This window comes from Desulfurivibrio modestus (assembly GCF_044068625.1).
Taxonomy (GTDB): Bacteria; Desulfobacterota; Desulfobulbia; order Desulfobulbales; family Desulfurivibrionaceae; genus Desulfurivibrio.
Map to the genome: position 1 here is coordinate 101966 of NZ_JBIPKH010000006.1, position 17996 is coordinate 119961.

14 protein-coding genes are annotated in these 17996 nt (G+C 62.8%); 5 read left to right on the plus strand and 9 right to left on the minus strand.

Features of this window, described 5'->3' with window-relative positions; translation table 11 throughout:
- Nucleotides 1-3: 3 nt before the first annotated feature.
- Both uvrA and secB read left to right on the plus strand, forming a co-directional pair.
- Nucleotides 4-2844: an excinuclease ABC subunit UvrA gene (gene uvrA / locus ACHHRT_RS05760; protein ID WP_395498626.1), complete on the plus strand. Its 2841-nt coding sequence runs from the start codon at nt 4-6 to the stop codon at nt 2842-2844.
- Nucleotides 2845-2942: 98 nt separating this feature from the next.
- Nucleotides 2943-3449, plus strand: a complete 507-nt coding sequence (gene secB / locus ACHHRT_RS05765; RefSeq protein ID WP_395498628.1) for a protein-export chaperone SecB — start codon at nt 2943-2945, stop codon at nt 3447-3449.
- Nucleotides 3450-3559: 110 nt separating this feature from the next.
- Here secB and ACHHRT_RS05770 read toward each other — a convergent pair whose 3' ends face one another.
- The 7 genes from ACHHRT_RS05770 to pilM all read right to left on the minus strand — a co-directional run bounded on the left by ACHHRT_RS05770 (nt 3560) and on the right by pilM (nt 11962).
- The gene (locus ACHHRT_RS05770; RefSeq protein ID WP_395498630.1) at nt 3560-5746 is read right to left on the minus strand and encodes an Ig-like domain-containing protein; all 2187 of its coding nucleotides are present in this window, start codon (nt 5744-5746) and stop codon (nt 3560-3562) included.
- A 61-nt stretch (nt 5747-5807) separates the two neighbouring features.
- The gene (locus ACHHRT_RS05775; protein WP_395498632.1) at nt 5808-7388 is read right to left on the minus strand and encodes a type II secretion system protein GspD; all 1581 of its coding nucleotides are present in this window, start codon (nt 7386-7388) and stop codon (nt 5808-5810) included.
- An 11-nt stretch (nt 7389-7399) separates the two neighbouring features.
- Nucleotides 7400-9058 (minus strand): AMIN domain-containing protein, encoded by a 1659-nt coding sequence (locus ACHHRT_RS05780; RefSeq protein WP_395498634.1) that lies wholly within the window; start codon nt 9056-9058, stop codon nt 7400-7402.
- Nucleotides 9058-9600, minus strand: a complete 543-nt coding sequence (locus ACHHRT_RS05785; protein WP_395498636.1) for a pilus assembly protein PilP — start codon at nt 9598-9600, stop codon at nt 9058-9060. Before ACHHRT_RS05785 ends, ACHHRT_RS05780 begins: the two co-directional genes overlap by 1 nt.
- An 8-nt stretch (nt 9601-9608) precedes the next feature.
- Nucleotides 9609-10262, minus strand: coding sequence for a type IV pilus inner membrane component PilO (locus ACHHRT_RS05790; protein WP_395498638.1), 654 nt, complete (start codon nt 10260-10262; stop codon nt 9609-9611).
- Nucleotides 10259-10837 carry a PilN domain-containing protein gene (locus ACHHRT_RS05795; RefSeq protein WP_395498640.1) on the minus strand — a complete coding sequence of 193 codons (579 nt, stop codon included), beginning with the start codon at nt 10835-10837 and terminating at the stop codon, nt 10259-10261. The genes ACHHRT_RS05790 and ACHHRT_RS05795 overlap by 4 nt, the downstream gene beginning before the upstream one ends.
- A 9-nt stretch (nt 10838-10846) precedes the next feature.
- Complete coding sequence (pilM, locus tag ACHHRT_RS05800) at nt 10847-11962, minus strand: type IV pilus assembly protein PilM (RefSeq protein ID WP_395498642.1); 1116 nt, start codon at nt 11960-11962, stop codon at nt 10847-10849.
- Nucleotides 11963-12249: 287 nt separating this feature from the next.
- Here pilM and lepB point away from each other — a divergent pair, with 287 nt between their 5' ends.
- From lepB to ACHHRT_RS05815, 3 genes are read left to right on the plus strand one after another with little or no spacing between them, the layout of a single operon-like run.
- On the plus strand, nt 12250-12885 hold the full coding sequence (gene lepB, locus ACHHRT_RS05805; protein WP_395498644.1) for a signal peptidase I: 636 nt from the start codon (nt 12250-12252) through the stop codon (nt 12883-12885).
- Between the two features lie 13 nt (nt 12886-12898).
- Nucleotides 12899-13831 carry an aspartate carbamoyltransferase catalytic subunit gene (locus tag ACHHRT_RS05810; RefSeq protein WP_395498646.1) on the plus strand — a complete coding sequence of 311 codons (933 nt, stop codon included), beginning with the start codon at nt 12899-12901 and terminating at the stop codon, nt 13829-13831.
- Between the two features lie 3 nt (nt 13832-13834).
- Entirely contained in the window at nt 13835-15142 is a 1308-nt protein-coding gene (locus ACHHRT_RS05815; protein ID WP_395498648.1) for a dihydroorotase, read from the plus strand.
- A gap of 58 nt (nt 15143-15200) precedes the next feature.
- Here the strand turns inward: ACHHRT_RS05815 and ACHHRT_RS05820 are convergent, their stop codons facing one another.
- Together ACHHRT_RS05820 and topA are read right to left on the minus strand one after the other, a co-directional pair.
- Nucleotides 15201-15557 (minus strand): flagellar basal body rod C-terminal domain-containing protein, encoded by a 357-nt coding sequence (locus ACHHRT_RS05820; protein ID WP_395498650.1) that lies wholly within the window; start codon nt 15555-15557, stop codon nt 15201-15203.
- Between the two features lie 78 nt (nt 15558-15635).
- A complete protein-coding gene (topA, locus tag ACHHRT_RS05825; protein WP_395498652.1) occupies nt 15636-17924 on the minus strand; it encodes a type I DNA topoisomerase in 2289 nt (762 codons plus the stop codon).
- Between the last annotated feature and the right edge of the window lie 72 nt (nt 17925-17996).

Below are 17996 nucleotides of genomic sequence, written 5' to 3' on the forward strand. Positions count from 1 at the left end.
AATATGGAACCGCAACTCCTGAGAATCCGGGGTGCCCGCACCCACAATCTGAAAAATATCGACCTCGACCTGCCCCGTAACCGCCTGGTGGTCTTTGCCGGCCTTTCCGGTTCCGGCAAGTCGTCGCTGGCCTTTGACACCCTCTACGCCGAAGGGCAGCGGCGTTACGTGGAATCGCTCTCCACCTACGCCCGCCAATTCCTCGGCCAGATGGACAAGCCCGATGTGGACCTCCTGGAGGGATTGTCGCCGGCGGTTTCCATCGAGCAGCGCACCACCAGCCGCAACCCTCGCTCGACGGTGGGGACCATCACCGAGATCTACGACCACCTGCGCCTGCTCTTTGCCCGGGTGGGCCGTCCCCATTGCCCCCACTGCGGCGAATCGATCCAGCCCCAGACCATCCAGGAGATGGTGGCCTCCCTGCTGGCCTATCCCACCGGGACCAAAATGATTCTGCTGGCGCCGCTGATCGACGACAAGAAGGGGGAGCACCAGGCGGTTCTCAATCGGTTGCGCCGGGACGGCTTTGTCCGGGCCCGGATCGATGGCGAGATCATCACCCTGGACCAGGAGATCAGCCTGGCCAAGACCAAAAAACACCGGATCGAGGCGGTGGTTGATCGGCTGGTACTCAAGGAGGGGAGCGAGCGGCGTCTGGCCGAGTCGGTGGCCACTGCGGTCAATCTGGCCGAAGGGCGGCTGCTGGTCAATTTCCCCGACCAGACCGGCGGGGAAGGGGAGCGGCTCTTCAGCGAACGGGCGGCCTGTATCACCTGCGGCCGCAGTCTGCCGGAACTCTCCCCCCAGCTCTTCTCCTTCAACAACCCCAAGGGGGCCTGTACCGCCTGCGGCGGCCTGGGGATCAAACAGGTTTTCGATCCCCAGCGGGTGGTGCCCGACCCCTCCCTGGGCCTGCGCCAGGGCGCCCTGGCCCCCTTGGGCGGCAAAGGTTCCTCCACCTATGTCAACTCCCTGATCACCGCGTTGGCCGAGCACTACGGTTTTGATCTCGACCAGCCCTTCGCCAAGCTGCCGGAACGGGTCAAGGCGGTGATCTTTAACGGCAGCGGCGCGGAAACCATCTCCTTCAGCTACAGCCGTTTCCGGCGGCGACGCAGTCACCGCAAGCCCTTTGAGGGAATTTTGCCGCAACTGGCCCGGCGCTATCTGGAGACCGAGTCGGCGGCGGTACGGGAGGAGCTGGAGCAGTATATGAATGAACAGCCCTGTCCGGCCTGCGGCGGGGCCCGGCTCCGTCCCGAGGCCTTGGCGGTGCGGGTGGGCTCCTGGTCCATAGCCCAGCTCTGTAGCTTGAGTATCGCGGGGCTGCTGGCCGAACTACCCCGGATCACTTTTTCAGCCCGGGATGAGCAGATCGCCTCCCGGATTCTGCGGGAGATCAATGATCGGCTCAGCTTTCTTCATGATGTGGGGCTCAGCTATATCAGCCTGGAGCGGCGGGCCGCCACCCTCTCCGGCGGCGAGGCCCAGCGGATTCGCCTGGCCTCCCAGATCGGGGCCCGGCTGGCCGGGGTTCTCTATATTCTCGATGAACCCAGCATCGGTCTCCACCAGCGGGACAATCGGCGGCTGATCAACACCCTCCATAAGTTGCGGGACCTGGGCAACACGGTGATCGTGGTGGAACATGACGAGGAGACGATCCGGGCCGCCGACCACATTCTGGACATGGGGCCCGGGGCCGGGGTCCACGGCGGGGAGGTGGTCTATAACGGCGATCTGCCCGGGCTGTTGCGGGAGGAAAGATCGCAGACCGGAGGCTATCTCTCCGGCCGGCTGGCCATCGAGGTCCCGGCCCGGCGGCGGTCGGCCGGCAAAAAGGAGGAGTGGTTGCGGATCAAAGGGGCCCGGGCCAACAATCTGCAAAAACTGACGGTGGGAATCCCCCTGGGGCTGTTCACCTGCGTCACCGGGGTTTCCGGCTCCGGCAAGAGTACCCTGGTGATCGAAACCCTCTACAAGGCGGCGGCCCGCCACCTCAACCGGGCCCGGGAAACCCCGGGGGAGCATGACCAGTTCAGCGGCCTGGAGCGGATCGACAAGGTGATCGATATCGACCAGAGCCCCATCGGCCGCACCCCCCGCTCCAACCCCGCCACCTATACCGGGGTGTTGACCCCGGTGCGGGAACTGTTCTCCCGGCTGCCGGAAGCCCGGGCTAGGGGCTACAAGCCGGGGCGTTTCAGCTTCAACCTCAAGGGCGGCCGCTGCGAGACCTGCGAGGGCGATGGGGTGATCAGGATCGCCATGCATTTTCTCCCCGATATCTATGTGACCTGTGATGCCTGCCGGGGCCGGCGCTACAACGAGGAGACCCTGGATATCCGCTACAAGGGCAAAAGCGTCGCCGAGGTGCTGGCCATGACCGTGGAGGAGGGGCTGGATTTCTTCGCGGCGGTGCCGGCCATCCGCAACAAGCTTGCTACCCTTTTCGAGGTGGGGTTGAGCTATCTCTCCCTGGGCCAGTCCTCGGTGACCCTTTCCGGGGGGGAGGCCCAACGGATCAAGCTCTCCCGGGAGCTGAGCCGTCGCCAGACCGGCCGCACCCTCTATATCCTCGATGAACCCACCACCGGCCTCCATCCCGCCGACATCAAACACCTGCTCCATGTGCTCGACCGTCTGGTGGAGGGAGGCAACACCGTGGTGGTGATCGAGCACAACCTGGATGTGATCAAGACCGCCGATTATGTGATCGATATGGGTCCGGAGGGGGGGGACGGCGGCGGTCGGGTGGTGGCGGCCGGGACCCCGGAAGAGGTGGCGGCCACTCCCGGCTCCCATACCGGCCGCTATCTGGCCCCCCTGCTGGCCCCCTGAAGGCCGCCCTTGGCTTTTGGCCGGTTTTTCGTTATATTCATCCCCGCACCGCGATGGACGACAACGCAGATTAATTCACCAGCAAGGAGAACGGCAAGATGAGTGAGGAGAAGAAGGAGGGGGCGGCCCAGGGCCAGGCCCAGGCAAACGCCCCGGTATTCCGGCTGCAGAAGATGTACATCAAGGATCTCTCCTTTGAGAATCCGGCGGCCCCCGAAGTCTTCATGGAGAAGGGGACCGACCCCAAGGTGGATGTGCAGTTGAAGCTTAACCACCGGCAGTTGGCCGCCGCCGACAACTACGAGGTCTCATTGGTGATCACCGCCAAGGTGATCAACCAGCAGAACGGCAAGACCATGTTCATCATCGAGCTGGAGCATGCCGGCATCTTCCTGCTGCAGCATATCCCGGCCGAGCATATGCCGGCGGTGCTGGCCGTGGAGTGCCCGACCCTGCTCTTCCCCTTCACCCGCCAGATCATCAGCCAGGCCACCGTGGACGGCGGCTTCGTCCCCTTCCTGATGGACCCGGTCAACTTCCTGGGCCTTTACGAGAACACCCGCCGCCAGCAACAGCAGCAACAGGCCGCTGCCCCCACCCAGTAGGGCGGCATCCCGATCCATAAATAACGAAAGAGGCCGGGCAGTAAACTGCTCGGCCTCTTTCGTTATCAGCACTGCGCATATGCCGATCCAGGCGGTGGCTACACCGTACCCTATGGGATTTCGACCACCACAATGGCTGCCGCGCCTCCGGCCTCGTAGTAGATCAGGGCGGAATCTCCGGATTGGCCGTTTGCGACAACGACATTAGAGGTGAATTGGCCATCCTCGTTGGTGTTGCCTGTACCCGGAGTCACATCAAAGGCGGGAACAGCAGCGGGGTCAACGGGGGTCAGATAAACGGTTGCGGTAATAGGTTCGTCTGCGACCGGCACCTTGTGGGCTGCCACGATATCTGTCAGTGTGAGGGTGACGGGTCCGCTGCCGGCCAGATTGGCCGGCGTGGCGGTCATCTGATAGTTGTTGTCGCACTGGTTAGAGGTCCCAAAGGGGCTGTAGTGGCCGGCCAGGGATGTCTCGCTCTTGACGTCGGGCAGGGCGATCGGCAGCACGAATTGAGCCTTGTCGGTCGCCTCGGTCCCCTCCACCGAAACAGTGGCGGTCACCTCCAGGGCGGCCCACCAGGCAAATTGCTTGTAGTAAACGATATAAAAGTCGGCAAAGCCGGTGTCGTTGGTGGTTACGGTAAAAGGCGCGCTCGTGTCGTTAATGGTTGCCACCCCGCCTGGGTCGAGCCGGCCGTTGTTGTTGAAATCCTCGCCGAGATCGACATCAAGGATGCCGTTGCGGTTGGTATCCTCGTTGGGACAGTTGCTGGCGGTTACATACTGCACCCAGCTCTGCTCCGAGCCCCCCCAGTAGAAAAAGCCCTTGTGATAATAGGTCGGCCAGAGGGAGAGGGTCACGTTGGTATCGGCCACGGGGTGGGCAGCGGAATCGACCACCATGACGCTGGCCTTTTTCCTGTAACGCAGGCCCGCATCTTCTTCGATAAGGTCGGAAAATCCCAGGGTGACAAAGAGCTGTTTGCCGGCCACCGTAATGGGAACCGTTGCCAATAAGCTCCCTGCGCTGGCTTCAATGGTGACCTCCTCGTGACCGCTGGTTTGATTGCCGGCGATGTAGTAGGTGCTAGCCTGGCCGAACTCATCGGTGGTGACCGGGGAGGGTTCTACCTTACCTCCAATTGCATCATGGGCTGCAAAATGAACGTCTATGTTTTTTACCAGGTTGTTGTCGGGGTCGCGGACCACGGCCAGGATCTCGCTGGACTCATTGATCCCGATTGTGGCCGGATTGGCTTGCAGGGTCAAGGAATTGGCCACGGTGGCGACAAAGAGGATCTCGATCTTGGCCACCAGGCCGGTGGAGCTTTTGGCGGTGATGGTGGCCGATCCGGCGCTGTTGGAGGTGATCTGCACCGTGGCCTCGCCGCTGGCGTCGGTGTTGGCGCTAGCCACAAAAGTGGCGCTGGCGACAAAGGTGCCGCGGGTGGTGGAAAAGGTTACGGTTTGACCATCTACCGGGGCGCCGCCATCGGTCCAGATCACGGTAACGTCGTAAGGGGTGCCTTTATTGAGCTCGGGCCGGGACTCGGACGCGGGATTGGGTTCGATAAAGACAAAATACTCGGTGGTGATATTGAAGGAGTGGCTGACGGGGGTTGCCCCCATCCCGCTCACCGTGATGGTATCGAGATCGACCCCGCCCACCGTGGCCCAGCCGTCAACGGAAACCTCGATGGTCGCCCGGCCGTTGTCGCCGGTTTTTGAGGATAAGTAGTTGAGCGGGTTGCCGGCGAGCGAAACTACCGTCAGGTCGATGGGAATATCGACCAGGTTCAATCCGGAGATGCCGGTCCCGGCGGAGTCGCGGACGGTGATCTCCAGGGTTGCGTCACTGTCCAGCATTGCCGAAGTGGGACCGGTGATCGCCAGGGTGGTTCCAATTACCGGGATATCGATGGTCTCGGCGACCAGGCCGGCGGTGGCGGAAACAGTAATGGTCCGGTTGGCCTTGTTGTAGGGCGTTGACAGTTGCGCCCGGGCAACCCCGCCGGCATCGGTGGTGTAGTTGCCGACGGTCAGGGTTCCGCTGTTGCTGGCGGCAAAGGTGACGGAGACCCCCTCCATCACCTGGCCGTTCTGGTCATAGACGAAGGCGGTGATGTTGACCGAGTCGGCCGACGGCAGGTTGGGGCTGGAACTTTGCAGGATGATCCCGGCGACTTCGGGGGTATCTTCTGGCGGGGGCGGCGGCAGATCGTCGTCGGTCTTGGCGCAGGCGAAGGTGAGGGCGAGCAGCAGCGAGAGCAGCAGACGGGTGGCTGTACGGGTCATATTTTATGCTCCGATTTGGGCATGGGATGAAAGGGCCTTATGGTCTCAGAATTGGCGGTCATCAAATGATCCGGGGTTGCAAAAGAATCACCAGCTCCTTTTTCTGCACCCCCTTGGCGTCGTGGCGGAAGAGCCGTCCCAGGAAGGGAATGCTGCCCAAAACCGGCACTCTGGTGCTGTCCACCCGGTCCTGGTTGTCGATCAGGCCGCCGATCATCAGGGTGTCGCCGCTTTTGATCCGGACGATGGTGTTGAGTTCCCGGATGCTGATGGTGGGCAGTTGCACGGTGAGGCCGGCAAAGGAGCGTTCATCGATATTGGAAATATTGGAGGTGATGGGGGTCAGGTTGAGCACGATCTCGTTGTCCCCGGTCAACACCGGCAGCACCGCCAGGCCCAGCCCGGACATCACCGTCTCGGTGGTCACCGACTGGGTGGCCACCCCGTCGGTGACGGTGGTGGTTACCTCGGCGATGTAACTGAAGGTCTCCCCCACCGTGATCATGGCCGGCTGGCCGTTCAAGACGCTGATCCGGGGGTTGGCCAGCACGTTGCTCTGCCCCTGCTCCTCGATGGCGTCCATCAGCAGTTGAAAGGGGTTGGGGCCGATGGTGGTCTGGGTCACCCCGCTGCCGGCGGCATCCCAGGGGTAGATGATTCCGTTGGGTCCGAAGATCTCGAAGTTGAGAAATTTGCCACTCAGCACCCCGCTCCAGTCGATCCCTGTTTTATGCTCGTCCCCCAGGGCGACTTCGATAATCTTGGCCTCGATGGTAACCTGGCGGAAAAGCTGGGTTTGCAGGCTGTCAAGGTAGGCCTCGATCTGCTGCACCAGGGGTCGGGGGGCGGTGACCGTGATCTGGCCGATATGGCGGTCGATGTTGTAGTAGCCCTTGCCGCCCTGGACGTTGCGGCGGGTGGTGGATCCCGGAGTGCCTTCACCGTCGGCCGCCGGCAGGGGCACGGTCTCTTCCCAGATCCCCAGGAGCTGGTCCAGGCTCTGGCGGATATTTTCCCAGATATCGAAGCGGTTGTCGTTGCTGGTCAGCTTGATATTGCCTTCCAGGGAGCCGGAGCCGCCGCCGGCCCCCAGCACATCGCCGCCCACCGCCGAGCTGTAGGTGGAGGCGGTGGCGGGCATGGGGATTTGGAATCGCTTGGTCTCCCGGTACTTGACCACGATGGTGTTGCGTTGCAGCTCGTGGAAGTAATCGACCTGGCGCAGGAGGTTGTCGATGGCCTCAAAAAAATCATCTTCGGCCTGGATGTCGACATCGACCATACGTTCCCGGTCAACATCGCTGGCCCAGCTGACATTCATCTTTTTCATGGCCGCCAAACGCCGCAGGATGTCGCGCAGGGGCACCGGGCCGGTGGTGGAGGAGATATCGGCCCCCACCGGAAAGCTGGGGGTTTCTTCGGCGGTCAGGGCGGTGGCCGGGCCGGTGGCCTGGATCTGATAAGTCGGCCGCTGGAAGCGGGCCGGCAGCTGGCTGCTGTCCACCGGGGTCGGGGCTTCCACCGCCGCCGGCGCGGCCCGCTCCACCGGCTGCTCGGGAGCCTTGGAGGCGCAGGCGCTCAAGCCCAGCGCCAGGGTACTCATAAGCAGAATGCCCGTGGTGAAGGTGCTTTTCAATTGCATAATATTCTCCTCTACTCTCCTTCGGCGGCGATGGTCGCCTGGATATACCGGCGCAGATCATCTGGCAGTTCGTAACCGGAAAACAGGATGGCATGGTACTCCTGGCGGGCCGCGTCCCCATCCCCGATCTTCTGGTGCAGCCGGGCCCGGGTGATCATGGTGTCCAGGTTGTCGCCGAACAGTTGGCGGTGGCGCTCCAGCAGGGCCAGGGCGCCATGGGGGCTGTCATACTCCTCGGCAAAGGCGGCGTAGCTGATCAGGGCTTCGGCGGCCGGTTGCGGCTGGCTGATGGACTGGTCAAAGTATTTTTTGGCTTCCACCGCCCGTTGCATATTGGCCGCGGCCACGGCGGCCAGCAGGGCGGCCCGGTCGTTTTTCGCGTCATGACGCAGGGCGATGGTGGCCAGATTGAGGGCCCGGGCATTATTGCTCAGGTGCAGCAGACTGATCTTGGCCGCCCTGGTTGCCAGTTCCGAGTTTTCCGGCCACAGTTGCAGGGCCCGTTCGTAGGCGATCAGGGCCCGTTCATGTTCGCCCCGCTGCTCCAGGGCCGAGCCCTCCCGCAGCAGATCCCGGGCTTCCAGGCGCTCTTTGGGCACTTCCAGGCGCTGGCGCACGGTCAGGGCTTCCGGGGCGGCCAGGGTGCCGTCGGCCCGGATGGTCAGCTGATCGGCGGCCCTTTCCGGCCAGACAAAGGCCTTGGCCCGGGGAGAGATGACGATGGTGTTGTGGCGCTCTTCCTTGCGCAGATCCTTCAGGTTCAGCACGATATCCAGGGCGAAGTCCCAGGGGACATCCCGCAGGGTCAAGGTGAGTTGGCCGCTCACCGCCTCGTCCACCACGATGTTCTGGCCGCTGATCTCGCCGAAAAAGCGGAAAACGTTGTGGAGATCGCTTTTGAAAAATTCGACGTTCACCTTGTGGGCGACCTTTTCACCGAGAATCGGTGCCACCGCTGCCGCTGGGGTGGGGATACGCTTGACCGGGGCTTCGGCCTTGGGCTCCGGCTTGGCTACGGGGGGCAAGGACCGGGCTCCGGCGTGGAATTCCAGGGAGGGGATACGGGGCCGGACGGCCTCCACCACCCCCGCGTGACGTTTCCCCCGCAGGTCGGCGATGATGGCGGCCACCGCCTCGGGTTCGGTTTCCGCTTCAATTTCCGCTTCCGCCTGGGCGGCCGCGTCGTCGGCGGCGGGCAGGATCTTTTTGGGGGCGGAGGTTTCCGCCTTTTTCCCCGCTTCGCTGGGCTGGTGACCGGAAAAGGTGACCACGATATCGTGATCCCGGCGGGTGGTGTTATACTCCGGGTCCTCAGCCAGCATGATCTCCAGCCGAACGATGGTGAGCTGCTGATCGCCAAAGCTCCGCCCCACTACCTGGCGCACCGGTCCCTGCGGCAGGCCGGCGGGGAAGATGGTCTCCTCGGGCAGGCGGGCGTCGGCAATGTCGATCACCAGTCGGGGGGGATCGAAAAGGCGGTAGGCCGTGTAGGTGGGGGGGGCGTCCCCGGAGATTTTAAGGCGCAGCTCGTCCTGATCCCCTTCCAGGGTCAAGGAGCTGATGGTGTAGGTTTCGCCGTTGGTCGTGGCTTGGGCGGAGACGCCGCCCAGCAAAGCCCCGGCCAGGACGGCGATGAGCAACGCCGGCAGCCAAAAGGGGAAACGCTTCATTATTTATCCTCTCCCTCTCTCGTTAGCACCAGTTCGATGGTGCGATATTCCTGCTCTCCCGTCAGGGTGACGAGCTCCTGACGAATGATAACCCGATCGGCGGCGATCCTTTCCACCCGGCCGCTGCGACCGATGGCGCTGCCCCGCCGGATGATATGGCCGTAACCGGTGCTGTCCTCGACCATGGCCAGGGGCGCTTTGTCACTCATGACGATGGCGGTGAGGGTAAGTTGTTCGGGCTCGAAGCGGCGCAGGCCGGTTAAAACCTCCGCCTCGGGTTTGTCCGGGTCGCCGGGGGCCGGGGAGGCGGGGGGACGGATGGTGACAAAAGGCATGAAGGGGTCGGGCCGGCCGGTCTGGCGATAGAAAAAGGGGTCGGGGCCAAGCTGCAACTCCTCCAGCAAAGAGAGGGGGGGGTGCCGGGACGGTTCTTCCCCCGGGGCCGCCTCCAGGCTTTGGGTCAGGCCGGCCCCGGGCCAAAGGAGCAGCAGGGCTACGATCAGGGCGGTGATCCCGCCGCTTCTTTCTCTGTTAAGCGCCATATGCCGTCTCATCGTCTTCTGGTCGGTTGCCGGGCCTGGGGCGGCGGTTCCGGTTCCGGCTCGATAAAGCGGTAGGTCAGCAGGGTAAAGGTGGTGCTGAGGTTCATGATTCCCCCGGCCGGGCTGGGGGAACCCATGTTGAGGTTGCTGACCGTGACTACCCGCGGCAGTTTGCTGATCTGGTCCAGGAAATTCCCGACCTGGTGGTAGGGGCCGCGAACTGAAATATCAACCGGGATTTCCGCGTAGAACTCCTTGCGCACCTCGGCTTGCGGCCGGAACAGAATGAAGTCCAGGCCGGCATCGGTGCCCAGGTTGGAGATGTTGGTCAGCAGATGGGGAATCTCCCTCTCTTCGGGGAGCAGCAGGGAAGCGATCCGGAGATGCTCCTCCACCTCGGCCATTTTCGCCTTGTGCTGGTCGAGCTGGGCGGCCACGGTCCGCAGCCCGCTTATCTCATTGTTCAAGCGGCTGATCCGGTCCCGCAGTTGGCCCATCTCTTCGGTTTTGGGCATGAAAACCAGCAGGATGAAGGCGGCCGCCGGCACCGCCCAGACCGCCGCCAAGATCAGCAGTTTATGGACCTTGGTCAGCCTGGCGGTCCAGGTTTCCAGCAGCCCGTCCAGCTTTTTCAGCAACATTTGGGGATTAAGTTTCATCATTGCGCTCCCTCCCCCTCCGGTGCTTCCTGGGCCGGCGGGGTGACCCTGATGGTCAGGGAGAAGGTTTTGAGCTTCTGGCCCCCGATATCGGTTTGGGCGGTGCTGGCCAGATCGACCCCGGCGAAATAGGGAGAGCGTTCCAGAGTTTGCATATACTGGGCGATGGTGGGGTTATCCAGCCCCACTCCGGCGATGGTGAGCGTGTTGCCGGCCAGGCGCAGGGAGTTGAGCCACATCCGCTGGGATGGGGTGCGGTTGCTGATCTCATCCAGCACTCGCACGGGAAGTTGCGAGTGGGTGCGCAGGGTTCTGATGGCGCTGATTTTGGTCTCCAGGGCTTCCTGTTGCCGCTGCAGGGCTGTGATCTGGCGTTGGATCGACTGGAGGGAGGCCTTCTGGCGGTCCAGCTCGACGATCTCAGCCTTGAGCCCGTTGATCTGGGCGTTGAGCGTCAGGGCGGCCATGGCCAGCAGCAGCAGCAAAACCGCCAGGGAGCCGACCAGGAAAAAAAGCTCCTGGCGCCGCCGCCGCCGTTGCTTAAGCTCTTTGATGGGTAGCAGGTTGATTTTGATCATGGCGGCTCCCTAAAACTCCACCAGTCTGGTGGCCAGGCCGGCGGCCTGGGCCATTGACGGAGCCACGGCCTGGAGATAGGCCGGGTCGATGCGCTTCTGGTCCACCAGGGCGCGGGCGAAGGGATTGAAAATGGTGGTGGGGATGTTGTTTTCCTGGCTGAAAAGCTCGGCCAGCCCGGCAATATTGGCTCCGCCGCCGCTAAGAACGATCCGCTCCACCGTTTGCTCGGGGCTGGTGGTCTGGTGAAAGTCCAGGGCCCGCTTGATCTCGGCGCTCCACTGGCGGCTGGCTTCCAGGACTATCTTTTCCACCCGCTGCCGGGCATTTTCCGGCGCCGGGGTCAGGCCCAGCTTGATCTCCTCGGCCTCCTCAAAAGAGATATCCAAAGCCCGCTGGATCTGTTCGGTGAGCTGCCGGCCCCCCAGGATCACGTCACGGGCCAGGGCCGAGGTGCCGCCGGATATTATATTGATATTCATCTTGGAAGCGCCGATATCGACCAGGGCCGCGCTTTCGTTGGGGCCGCCGGCGGCCTCGAAGGCGTTTTCCAGGGCAAAGGCGTCCACGTCCACCACCACCGTCTCCAGCCCCAGCTCTTCCAGCATGCCCAGGTAGCCGTCCACCAGCTCCTTCTTGGCCGCCACCAGCATGATATCGGTGTGATCTTCTTCGCCGATGTTGGTGTGGAGATCCTGGCAGTCCAGGTAAACGTCGTCGATGTCGAAGGGAATATACTGTTCCGCCTCTTCGTGGAGATGTTTCTCCAGTTCTTGGCTGCTCATCACCCGCAGGTTGATCTTTTTAACGATCACCGAGTAGCCGGAGACGGAGATGGCCACCTTTTTGTTCCGGCTGCCCAGGTTGCTCAGCAGGTTGCCGATCACCTTGGCCACCGCCGCCGGCTCCACCAGGGCGCCATCTTCGATGGTGTCGGGGGGCATCAGGGCGCTGCCCAAACTTTTCAGCAGGTAGCCGGAGCCGCTGCGTTGCAACTCGCAGGCCTTCACGGCGTGGGATCCGATGTCCAGGCCCAGGGCCAGGGCCTCGCCCCGGGCCATGAACGGCAGGGAGAAGCGGCTGGTCAGGCCGCCGAGGGAGGGCAAACTGAGCTTAAGTTGCGGCATTTTGAGGGCCATTGGCGGTTTTGATTCCCTTCCCGTTTTGTCCTTTTTCCCCATTTTCCGGTTAAAACCCGCCAGATCGGGACGATAATAACACCCCCAACCATGGCCGTTTACGTATTAAGGACATAAAAGCGTAGCGATGTCAAGCAGAAAGCTGAATATGTCAGCCATATTGTTGTCAGTCGGCCATCGCTTGCTTGTCTTTTTATCAGCTTTGCGGTATATCAGCACAGGTTTAAGGAAGCCGTACCGGCGCAGCCGGCAACACCAGCAGGGGAGGAAGTGGTTTGGCCGAAACAACCCGGGAATCGGCGGGGAAAACCAAATCGGTTTTTCGCGAGTATGCCGAGGCCATCATCATCGCCCTGCTCCTGGCCCTGTTTATCCGCACCTTCGTGGTCCAGGCCTTCAAGATCCCTTCCGGCTCCATGGAGCCGACCCTGCTGGTCGGCGACCATCTGCTGGTGAGCAAGTTTATTTACGGGGTCCGTAATCCCTTCAGCGGGGAGGTCTGGGTCGAGATCCGCCAGCCGGAGCGCTATGATGTGGTGGTCTTCAAGTATCCCCAGAATCCCAGCCAGGATTATATCAAGCGGGTGATCGGCCTGCCCGGCGAGATCGTGGAGATCCGTGACAAACGGGTCTATATCGACGGGGTGCCCCTCGATGACCCCAAGGCGGTTTTTTTGGACGCCGAGATTCTGCCGGCGAATCGTCAGCCCCGGGACAACTTCGGGCCGGTGACCGTGGGGCCCGGGGAGCTGTTCGTCATGGGCGATAATCGCGACAACAGCCATGACGGCCGGTTTTGGGGGATGGTGGAGAATAGCGCTTTGAAGGGCAAAGCCTTCATCCTCTACTGGTCCTGGGATCGGGACAACCACCGGGTCCGCTGGCGGCGGCTGGGCCGGGGGATTCAGTGAACGGGGGGATAAGATGAGCAGCGGGCAGCTTTTTCCCCACAAACATATCCTGGGCCTGGCGCAGCTGGCCGCCCCCGAAATCGATTTTATTCTCCAGACCGCCGAATCCTTCAAGGAGATCTCCCAGCGCTCGATCAAGAAGGTGCCGACCCTGCGGGGCAAGACGGTGATCAACCTCTTCTTCGAGCCCAGCACCCGTACCCGCCTCTCCTTTGAGATCGCGGCCAAGCGGATGAGCGCCGACACCTTCAATATCTCCAGTGCCGGCAGCAGCGCCGTCAAGGGCGAAACCATGGTCGATACCGCCCGCAACCTGGCGGCCATGAACCCCGACTGCATTATTATCCGCCACTCCCGCTCCGGTTCGCCGGGCCTGCTGGCCCGCCATATCGGGGCTTCGGTGATCAACGCCGGCGACGGGGCCCACGAACACCCCAGCCAGGCCCTGCTGGACCTGATGACGGTCCGGGAGCACAAAGGGGAGATCGCGGGGCTGAAGGTGGCGATCATCGGGGATATCACCCACAGCCGGGTAGCCCACTCCAACATCATCGGTTTCAGCAAGATGGGGGCCCAGGTCAGGGTGGCCGGACCCGCCACCCTGATTCCGCCGGGAATCGCCGCCATGGGCGCGATGGTCTGCCCGTCGGTACGGGAGGCGGTGCGGGATGCCGATGTGGTGATGACCCTCCGGATTCAGCAGGAGCGCCAGTTGGACCCCCTGTTGCCCTCCTTGCGCGAATACGCCATATTTTATGGGATCACCCCGGAAATTATTGAGCTGGCCAGCCCCGACGCGATCATCATGCATCCCGGTCCCATCAACCGCGGGGTGGAGTTGGACCCCGGCCTGGCCGACGGTCCCCGCTCGGTGATTCTCGATCAGGTGACCAACGGGGTGGCGGTGCGGATGGCGTTGCTCTACCTGATCATGGGTGGAGAATAGGCGATGGCAAAAGAGGTGAGGATGGAAACCCCGATCTTGATTGAGAACGCCCGGCTGCTGGACCCGGCCTCCGGCCTGGATGGGACCGGTTATCTGCTGGTCCGGGATGGTCAAATCGCCATGCTGGGAAAAGGAGCGCCCGCTGGGGCGGCCCTGCCCGCCGAGCTGGAGCGGATCGATGGCAGCGGCTGCTGGCTGACCCCTGGCCTGATCGATCTCCATGTCCATCTGCGGGAGCCCGGCGACGAACACAAGGAGACCATCGCCAGCGGCACGGCGGCGGCGGCGGCCGGCGGCTTTACCGCCGTGGCCTGCATGCCCAACACCCGGCCGGTGAACGACAGCCCGGCGGTGACCGCCCTGATCATGGCGGCGGCGGCCCAGGCCTCCGCCCGGGTTTACCCGGTGGGGGCGATCAGTCTGGGCAGCAAGGGGGAGACCCTGGCTCCCTTTGGTGAGCTGGCCCGGGCCGGGGTCCGGGCGGTGAGTGATGACGGCTGCCCGGTGAGCAACAGCCAGTTGATGCGGCGGGCCCTGGAATATGCCGGTGATCACGGTTTGCTGCTGATCAGCCACCCCGAGGATGAGAGTTTAAGCCGCAACGGGGCGATGAACGAGGGGGAGATCTCCACCCGCCTGGGCTTGCGGGGGATCCCGCCGGTGGCCGAGGAGATCATGATCTACCGTGATCTGGCCCTGGCCGAATATACCGGCCGGCCGCTCCATCTCGCCCATGTTTCCACCGGCGAGGCGGTGGCCCTTATTCGCCGGGCCAAGGAGCGGGGGGTGAAGGTGACGGCGGAGACCGCCCCCCACTATTTCACCCTGACCGAAGAGGCGGTGGGGGATTATGACACCCGGGCCAAGATGAATCCGCCCCTGCGCGGCGCCGCCGACCGGGCGGCGCTCAAGGCGGCGCTGGCCGACGGCACCCTGGATGCCATCGCCACCGACCATGCCCCCCACAGCGGCCTGGAAAAGGAGTTGGAATTTGAGCTGGCCGCCAATGGGATCATCGGCCTGGAAAGCTCTTTGCCCCTGAGCCTGGCCCTGGTCAGGGAGGGGGTGATCACGCCCCTGCGCCTGGTGGAGTTGCTCTCCACCAACCCGGCCCGGATTCTCGGGGTGCCCGGCGGCCGCCTGGCGGTGGGCGAGCCCGCCGACCTGACCCTGATCGATCCCCAGCGTAAATTTATCTTCCGGGCCGCTGATCTCAAGTCGCGGAGCCGCAACTCCCCCTTTCTGGACTGGGAGCTGGAGGGCAAGGCGATCCTCACCCTGCTGGCCGGTCGGATCACCCATCGTCAATGAGCTCTCGGCCGGCACCATTTACCGGTTCACCCGGTTGGTTGCTTGATTTTGTGGGGAGTCAGCTTTTGATGTCGAGCAGATAGCCCAGGCGCTCATTTTCGGTCTGGACGACCTTGAGATTTGCCTGGTAGTGACGGCGACTGAGCATCAGGTTGGGTAGCTCCTCGGCCAGATCGACGTTGGATTTTTCCACCAGCTCCGGGCCGGCGGCGGTCTGCTCCTGAACCAGCGGGCCGGGGGTGGTCACCACCTCCGCCCGGGCTGCCACCCCGCCCGGCGGGGTGGTCTCGGCCAGGGTCACCCGCACCTTCTTGTAGCCGTCAGTGTTGACGTTGGCGGTGTTATGGGCCGTGGCCGCTGTTTTTTTCTGCAACGCCAGCAGGCCGGACAGCGCTGAGTGGATCCCGGAAACCATCACGACCTCCCTTTGTTCAGTTCAAACCGCACGAGTGTATTATAACCACAAAAAGCGGTAAATCACCCATTTTTTAACCTACTCCTCCTCTTCGGCCTTTTCGGCGTAGCGGCAGGTTTTATCGGGGCAGACCAGGCGGGTTCCCTTTTTACCGCCCTTTTCCAGCAGGTAAGGGGATCCGCAGATCGGGCAGGGGCGGGCCACCGGCTTGTCCCAGAGGGCGAAGGTGCAGGCGGGGTAGCGGTTGCAACTGTAGAATACCTTGCCCCGCTTGGAGACCTTCTGGACGATCTCGCCGTCGCAGCCGGGTTCCGGGCAGGGGACGCCGGTGCTGATCGCCTTGACGTTCTTGCAGGCGGGATAACCGGAACAGGCCAAAAACCTTCCGAAGCGCCCCTGTTTGTAAACCATGGGCTTGCCGCATTTTTCGCAGGTTTCCCCCGATTCCTCGGGGGTTTCCCGTTCCAGGGGCTGGATCTTGCCCTCCTCATCACGGGTGAAATCCTGGGTATGCTTGCATTCGGGGTACTTCTCGCAGGCCAGAAATTCGCCGTTCTTGCCCCACTTGATCAGCAGCTCTCCCTGGCAGAGGGGGCAGGAGAGGCCGGTGGGCACGGCGCTGTGCTTGACCGATTTCATCTCCTCCTTGGCCTGTTCCAGGTTTTCCTTGAATGGCCCGTAAAAATCGCGCAGCACCTTAACCCAGGCGATCTTACCGGTTTCGATCTCGTCCAGCTCCTTTTCCAGGGTGGCGGTGAAATCGGCGTCGATCACCTTGGGAAAGTGGGCCACCAGCAGTTCGTTGACCACCTTGCCCAGGTCGGTGGGGGCGAACTTGCGTTGGGCCAGTTGGACATACTCCTTCTCCTGAATGGTGGAGATAATGGCGGCATAGGTGCTGGGCCGCCCCACCCCGTTCTCCTCCAGGGCCTTGACCAGGGTGGCCTCGGTGTAGCGGGGCGGCGGCTGGGTGAAGTGCTGTTTGGGGGTGATCGCCTTAAGCGTCAGGCTCTGCCCCTCCTGGAGGTCGGGGAGCAGGGCGTCGTCCCCCCCCTGTTTGTCGCCGGTTTCCGGATTATCCTCCTCGGCCTCGACGTACAGGGTCATGAAGCCGGGAAAACGCATGATGGAGCCGGTGGCTTTCAGCTCGTGGGGGCCGGCGGCCACCCGGATACTGGTCTGGTCGTAGAGGGCGGGAGCCATCTGGCAGGCCACGAAACGCTTCCAGATCAGGGTGTAGAGGGCCAGCATATCCTTGTCCAGCAGTTTGGCCAGCCGTTCCGGGGTGAGTTTGACATCGGTGGGCCGCACCGCCTCGTGGGCGTCCTGGGCGGCTTTGCCGGTTTTGTAGCGCACCGGCTTGGCCGGCAGGTAATCGGGGCCGTGGGTGGTCTCGATATACTCCCGGGCCTGGTCCAGGGCCTCGTCGTTGATCCGGGTGGAGTCGGTTCGCATATAGGTGATCAGGCCCACGGGGCCCTCCTGGCCCAGATCGATCCCCTCATAGAGGCGCTGGGCCAGGGTCATGGTTTTCTTGGCCGAAAAGCGCAGCTTGCGGTTGGCGTCCATCTGCATGGTGCTGGTGATGAAGGGGGGGCTGGGCTGGCGTTTTTTCTGTTTTTTCTCGACCCCGGCCACGGTGAGCCGGGCCCCTTTGAGTTCGGCCACCAGCTTATCCGCCGCCGCCTGGTCGGCGATTTTCTGCTTGCGGTTGTCCAGCTTTTTGCCGGCGACCTTTTCCAGCATGGCCATGAACGGCGGGGGGGTGGGGCCGGCCAGGCTGGTTTGGATCGACCAGTATTCCTCGGAGACAAAGCGTTCGATCTCCTGCTCCCGTTCGCAGATCATCCGCACCGCCACCGACTGCACCCGGCCGGCACTCAGTCCTCGCCGCACCTTGTCCCAGAGCAGGGGCGAGATCTGGTAGCCCACCAGGCGATCCAGCACCCTGCGGGCCTGCTGGGCCTCGAAGAGATGACGGTCGACCTCGCCGGCCTTCTCCAGGGCGGCCAGCACCGCCTTTTTGGTCAGTTCGTGGAACAGCACCCGATGAATGGGTTTTTTCAGCGACTTGAGGGATTCGGCGATATGGAAGGCGATCGCCTCCCCTTCGCGGTCGGGGTCGGGGGCCAGAAAAATCTGGTCGACCCCCTTGGCGGCGGCTTTGAGGTCGCTGATCACCTTGGCCTTGCCCTTGATGGTCACGTATTGGGGGGCGAAGTCATCATCGATGTCCACCCCCAGGGTTTTAACCGGGAGATCGCGAATATGGCCCACGGAGGCCTTTACCGTGAACTCCCGCCCCAGGTATTTCTGTAAAGTACGCGCCTTGGCCGGCGATTCAACGATCAGCAGTGATTTTCCCATTAATTAACGCTCTCATTTTAGTGGCATGGTGGCCGAGGGCCGCAAATTAGTCCCGAAGACCGATAAACCGTC

Bases quoted from the DNA above. Each gene is read 5' to 3' on its own strand.
- uvrA (WP_395498626.1), top strand. From the start codon at position 4: ATGGAACCGCAACTCCTGAGAATCCGGGGTGCCCGCACCCACAATCTG.
- ACHHRT_RS05780 (WP_395498634.1), bottom strand. From the start codon at position 9,058: ATGAAGCGTTTCCCCTTTTGGCTGCCGGCGTTGCTCATCGCCGTCCTG.
- ACHHRT_RS05810 (WP_395498646.1), top strand. From the start codon at position 12,899: ATGAGCAGCGGGCAGCTTTTTCCCCACAAACATATCCTGGGCCTGGCG.
- pilM (WP_395498642.1), bottom strand. From the start codon at position 11,962: ATGCCGCAACTTAAGCTCAGTTTGCCCTCCCTCGGCGGCCTGACCAGC.
- ACHHRT_RS05770 (WP_395498630.1), bottom strand. From the start codon at position 5,746: ATGACCCGTACAGCCACCCGTCTGCTGCTCTCGCTGCTGCTCGCCCTC.
- secB (WP_395498628.1), top strand. From the start codon at position 2,943: ATGAGTGAGGAGAAGAAGGAGGGGGCGGCCCAGGGCCAGGCCCAGGCA.
- ACHHRT_RS05790 (WP_395498638.1), bottom strand. From the start codon at position 10,262: ATGATGAAACTTAATCCCCAAATGTTGCTGAAAAAGCTGGACGGGCTG.
- ACHHRT_RS05820 (WP_395498650.1), bottom strand. From the start codon at position 15,557: ATGGTTTCCGGGATCCACTCAGCGCTGTCCGGCCTGCTGGCGTTGCAG.
- ACHHRT_RS05775 (WP_395498632.1), bottom strand. From the start codon at position 7,388: ATGCAATTGAAAAGCACCTTCACCACGGGCATTCTGCTTATGAGTACC.
- ACHHRT_RS05815 (WP_395498648.1), top strand. From the start codon at position 13,835: ATGGCAAAAGAGGTGAGGATGGAAACCCCGATCTTGATTGAGAACGCC.
- topA (WP_395498652.1), bottom strand. From the start codon at position 17,924: ATGGGAAAATCACTGCTGATCGTTGAATCGCCGGCCAAGGCGCGTACT.
- ACHHRT_RS05795 (WP_395498640.1), bottom strand. From the start codon at position 10,837: ATGATCAAAATCAACCTGCTACCCATCAAAGAGCTTAAGCAACGGCGG.
- ACHHRT_RS05785 (WP_395498636.1), bottom strand. From the start codon at position 9,600: ATGGCGCTTAACAGAGAAAGAAGCGGCGGGATCACCGCCCTGATCGTA.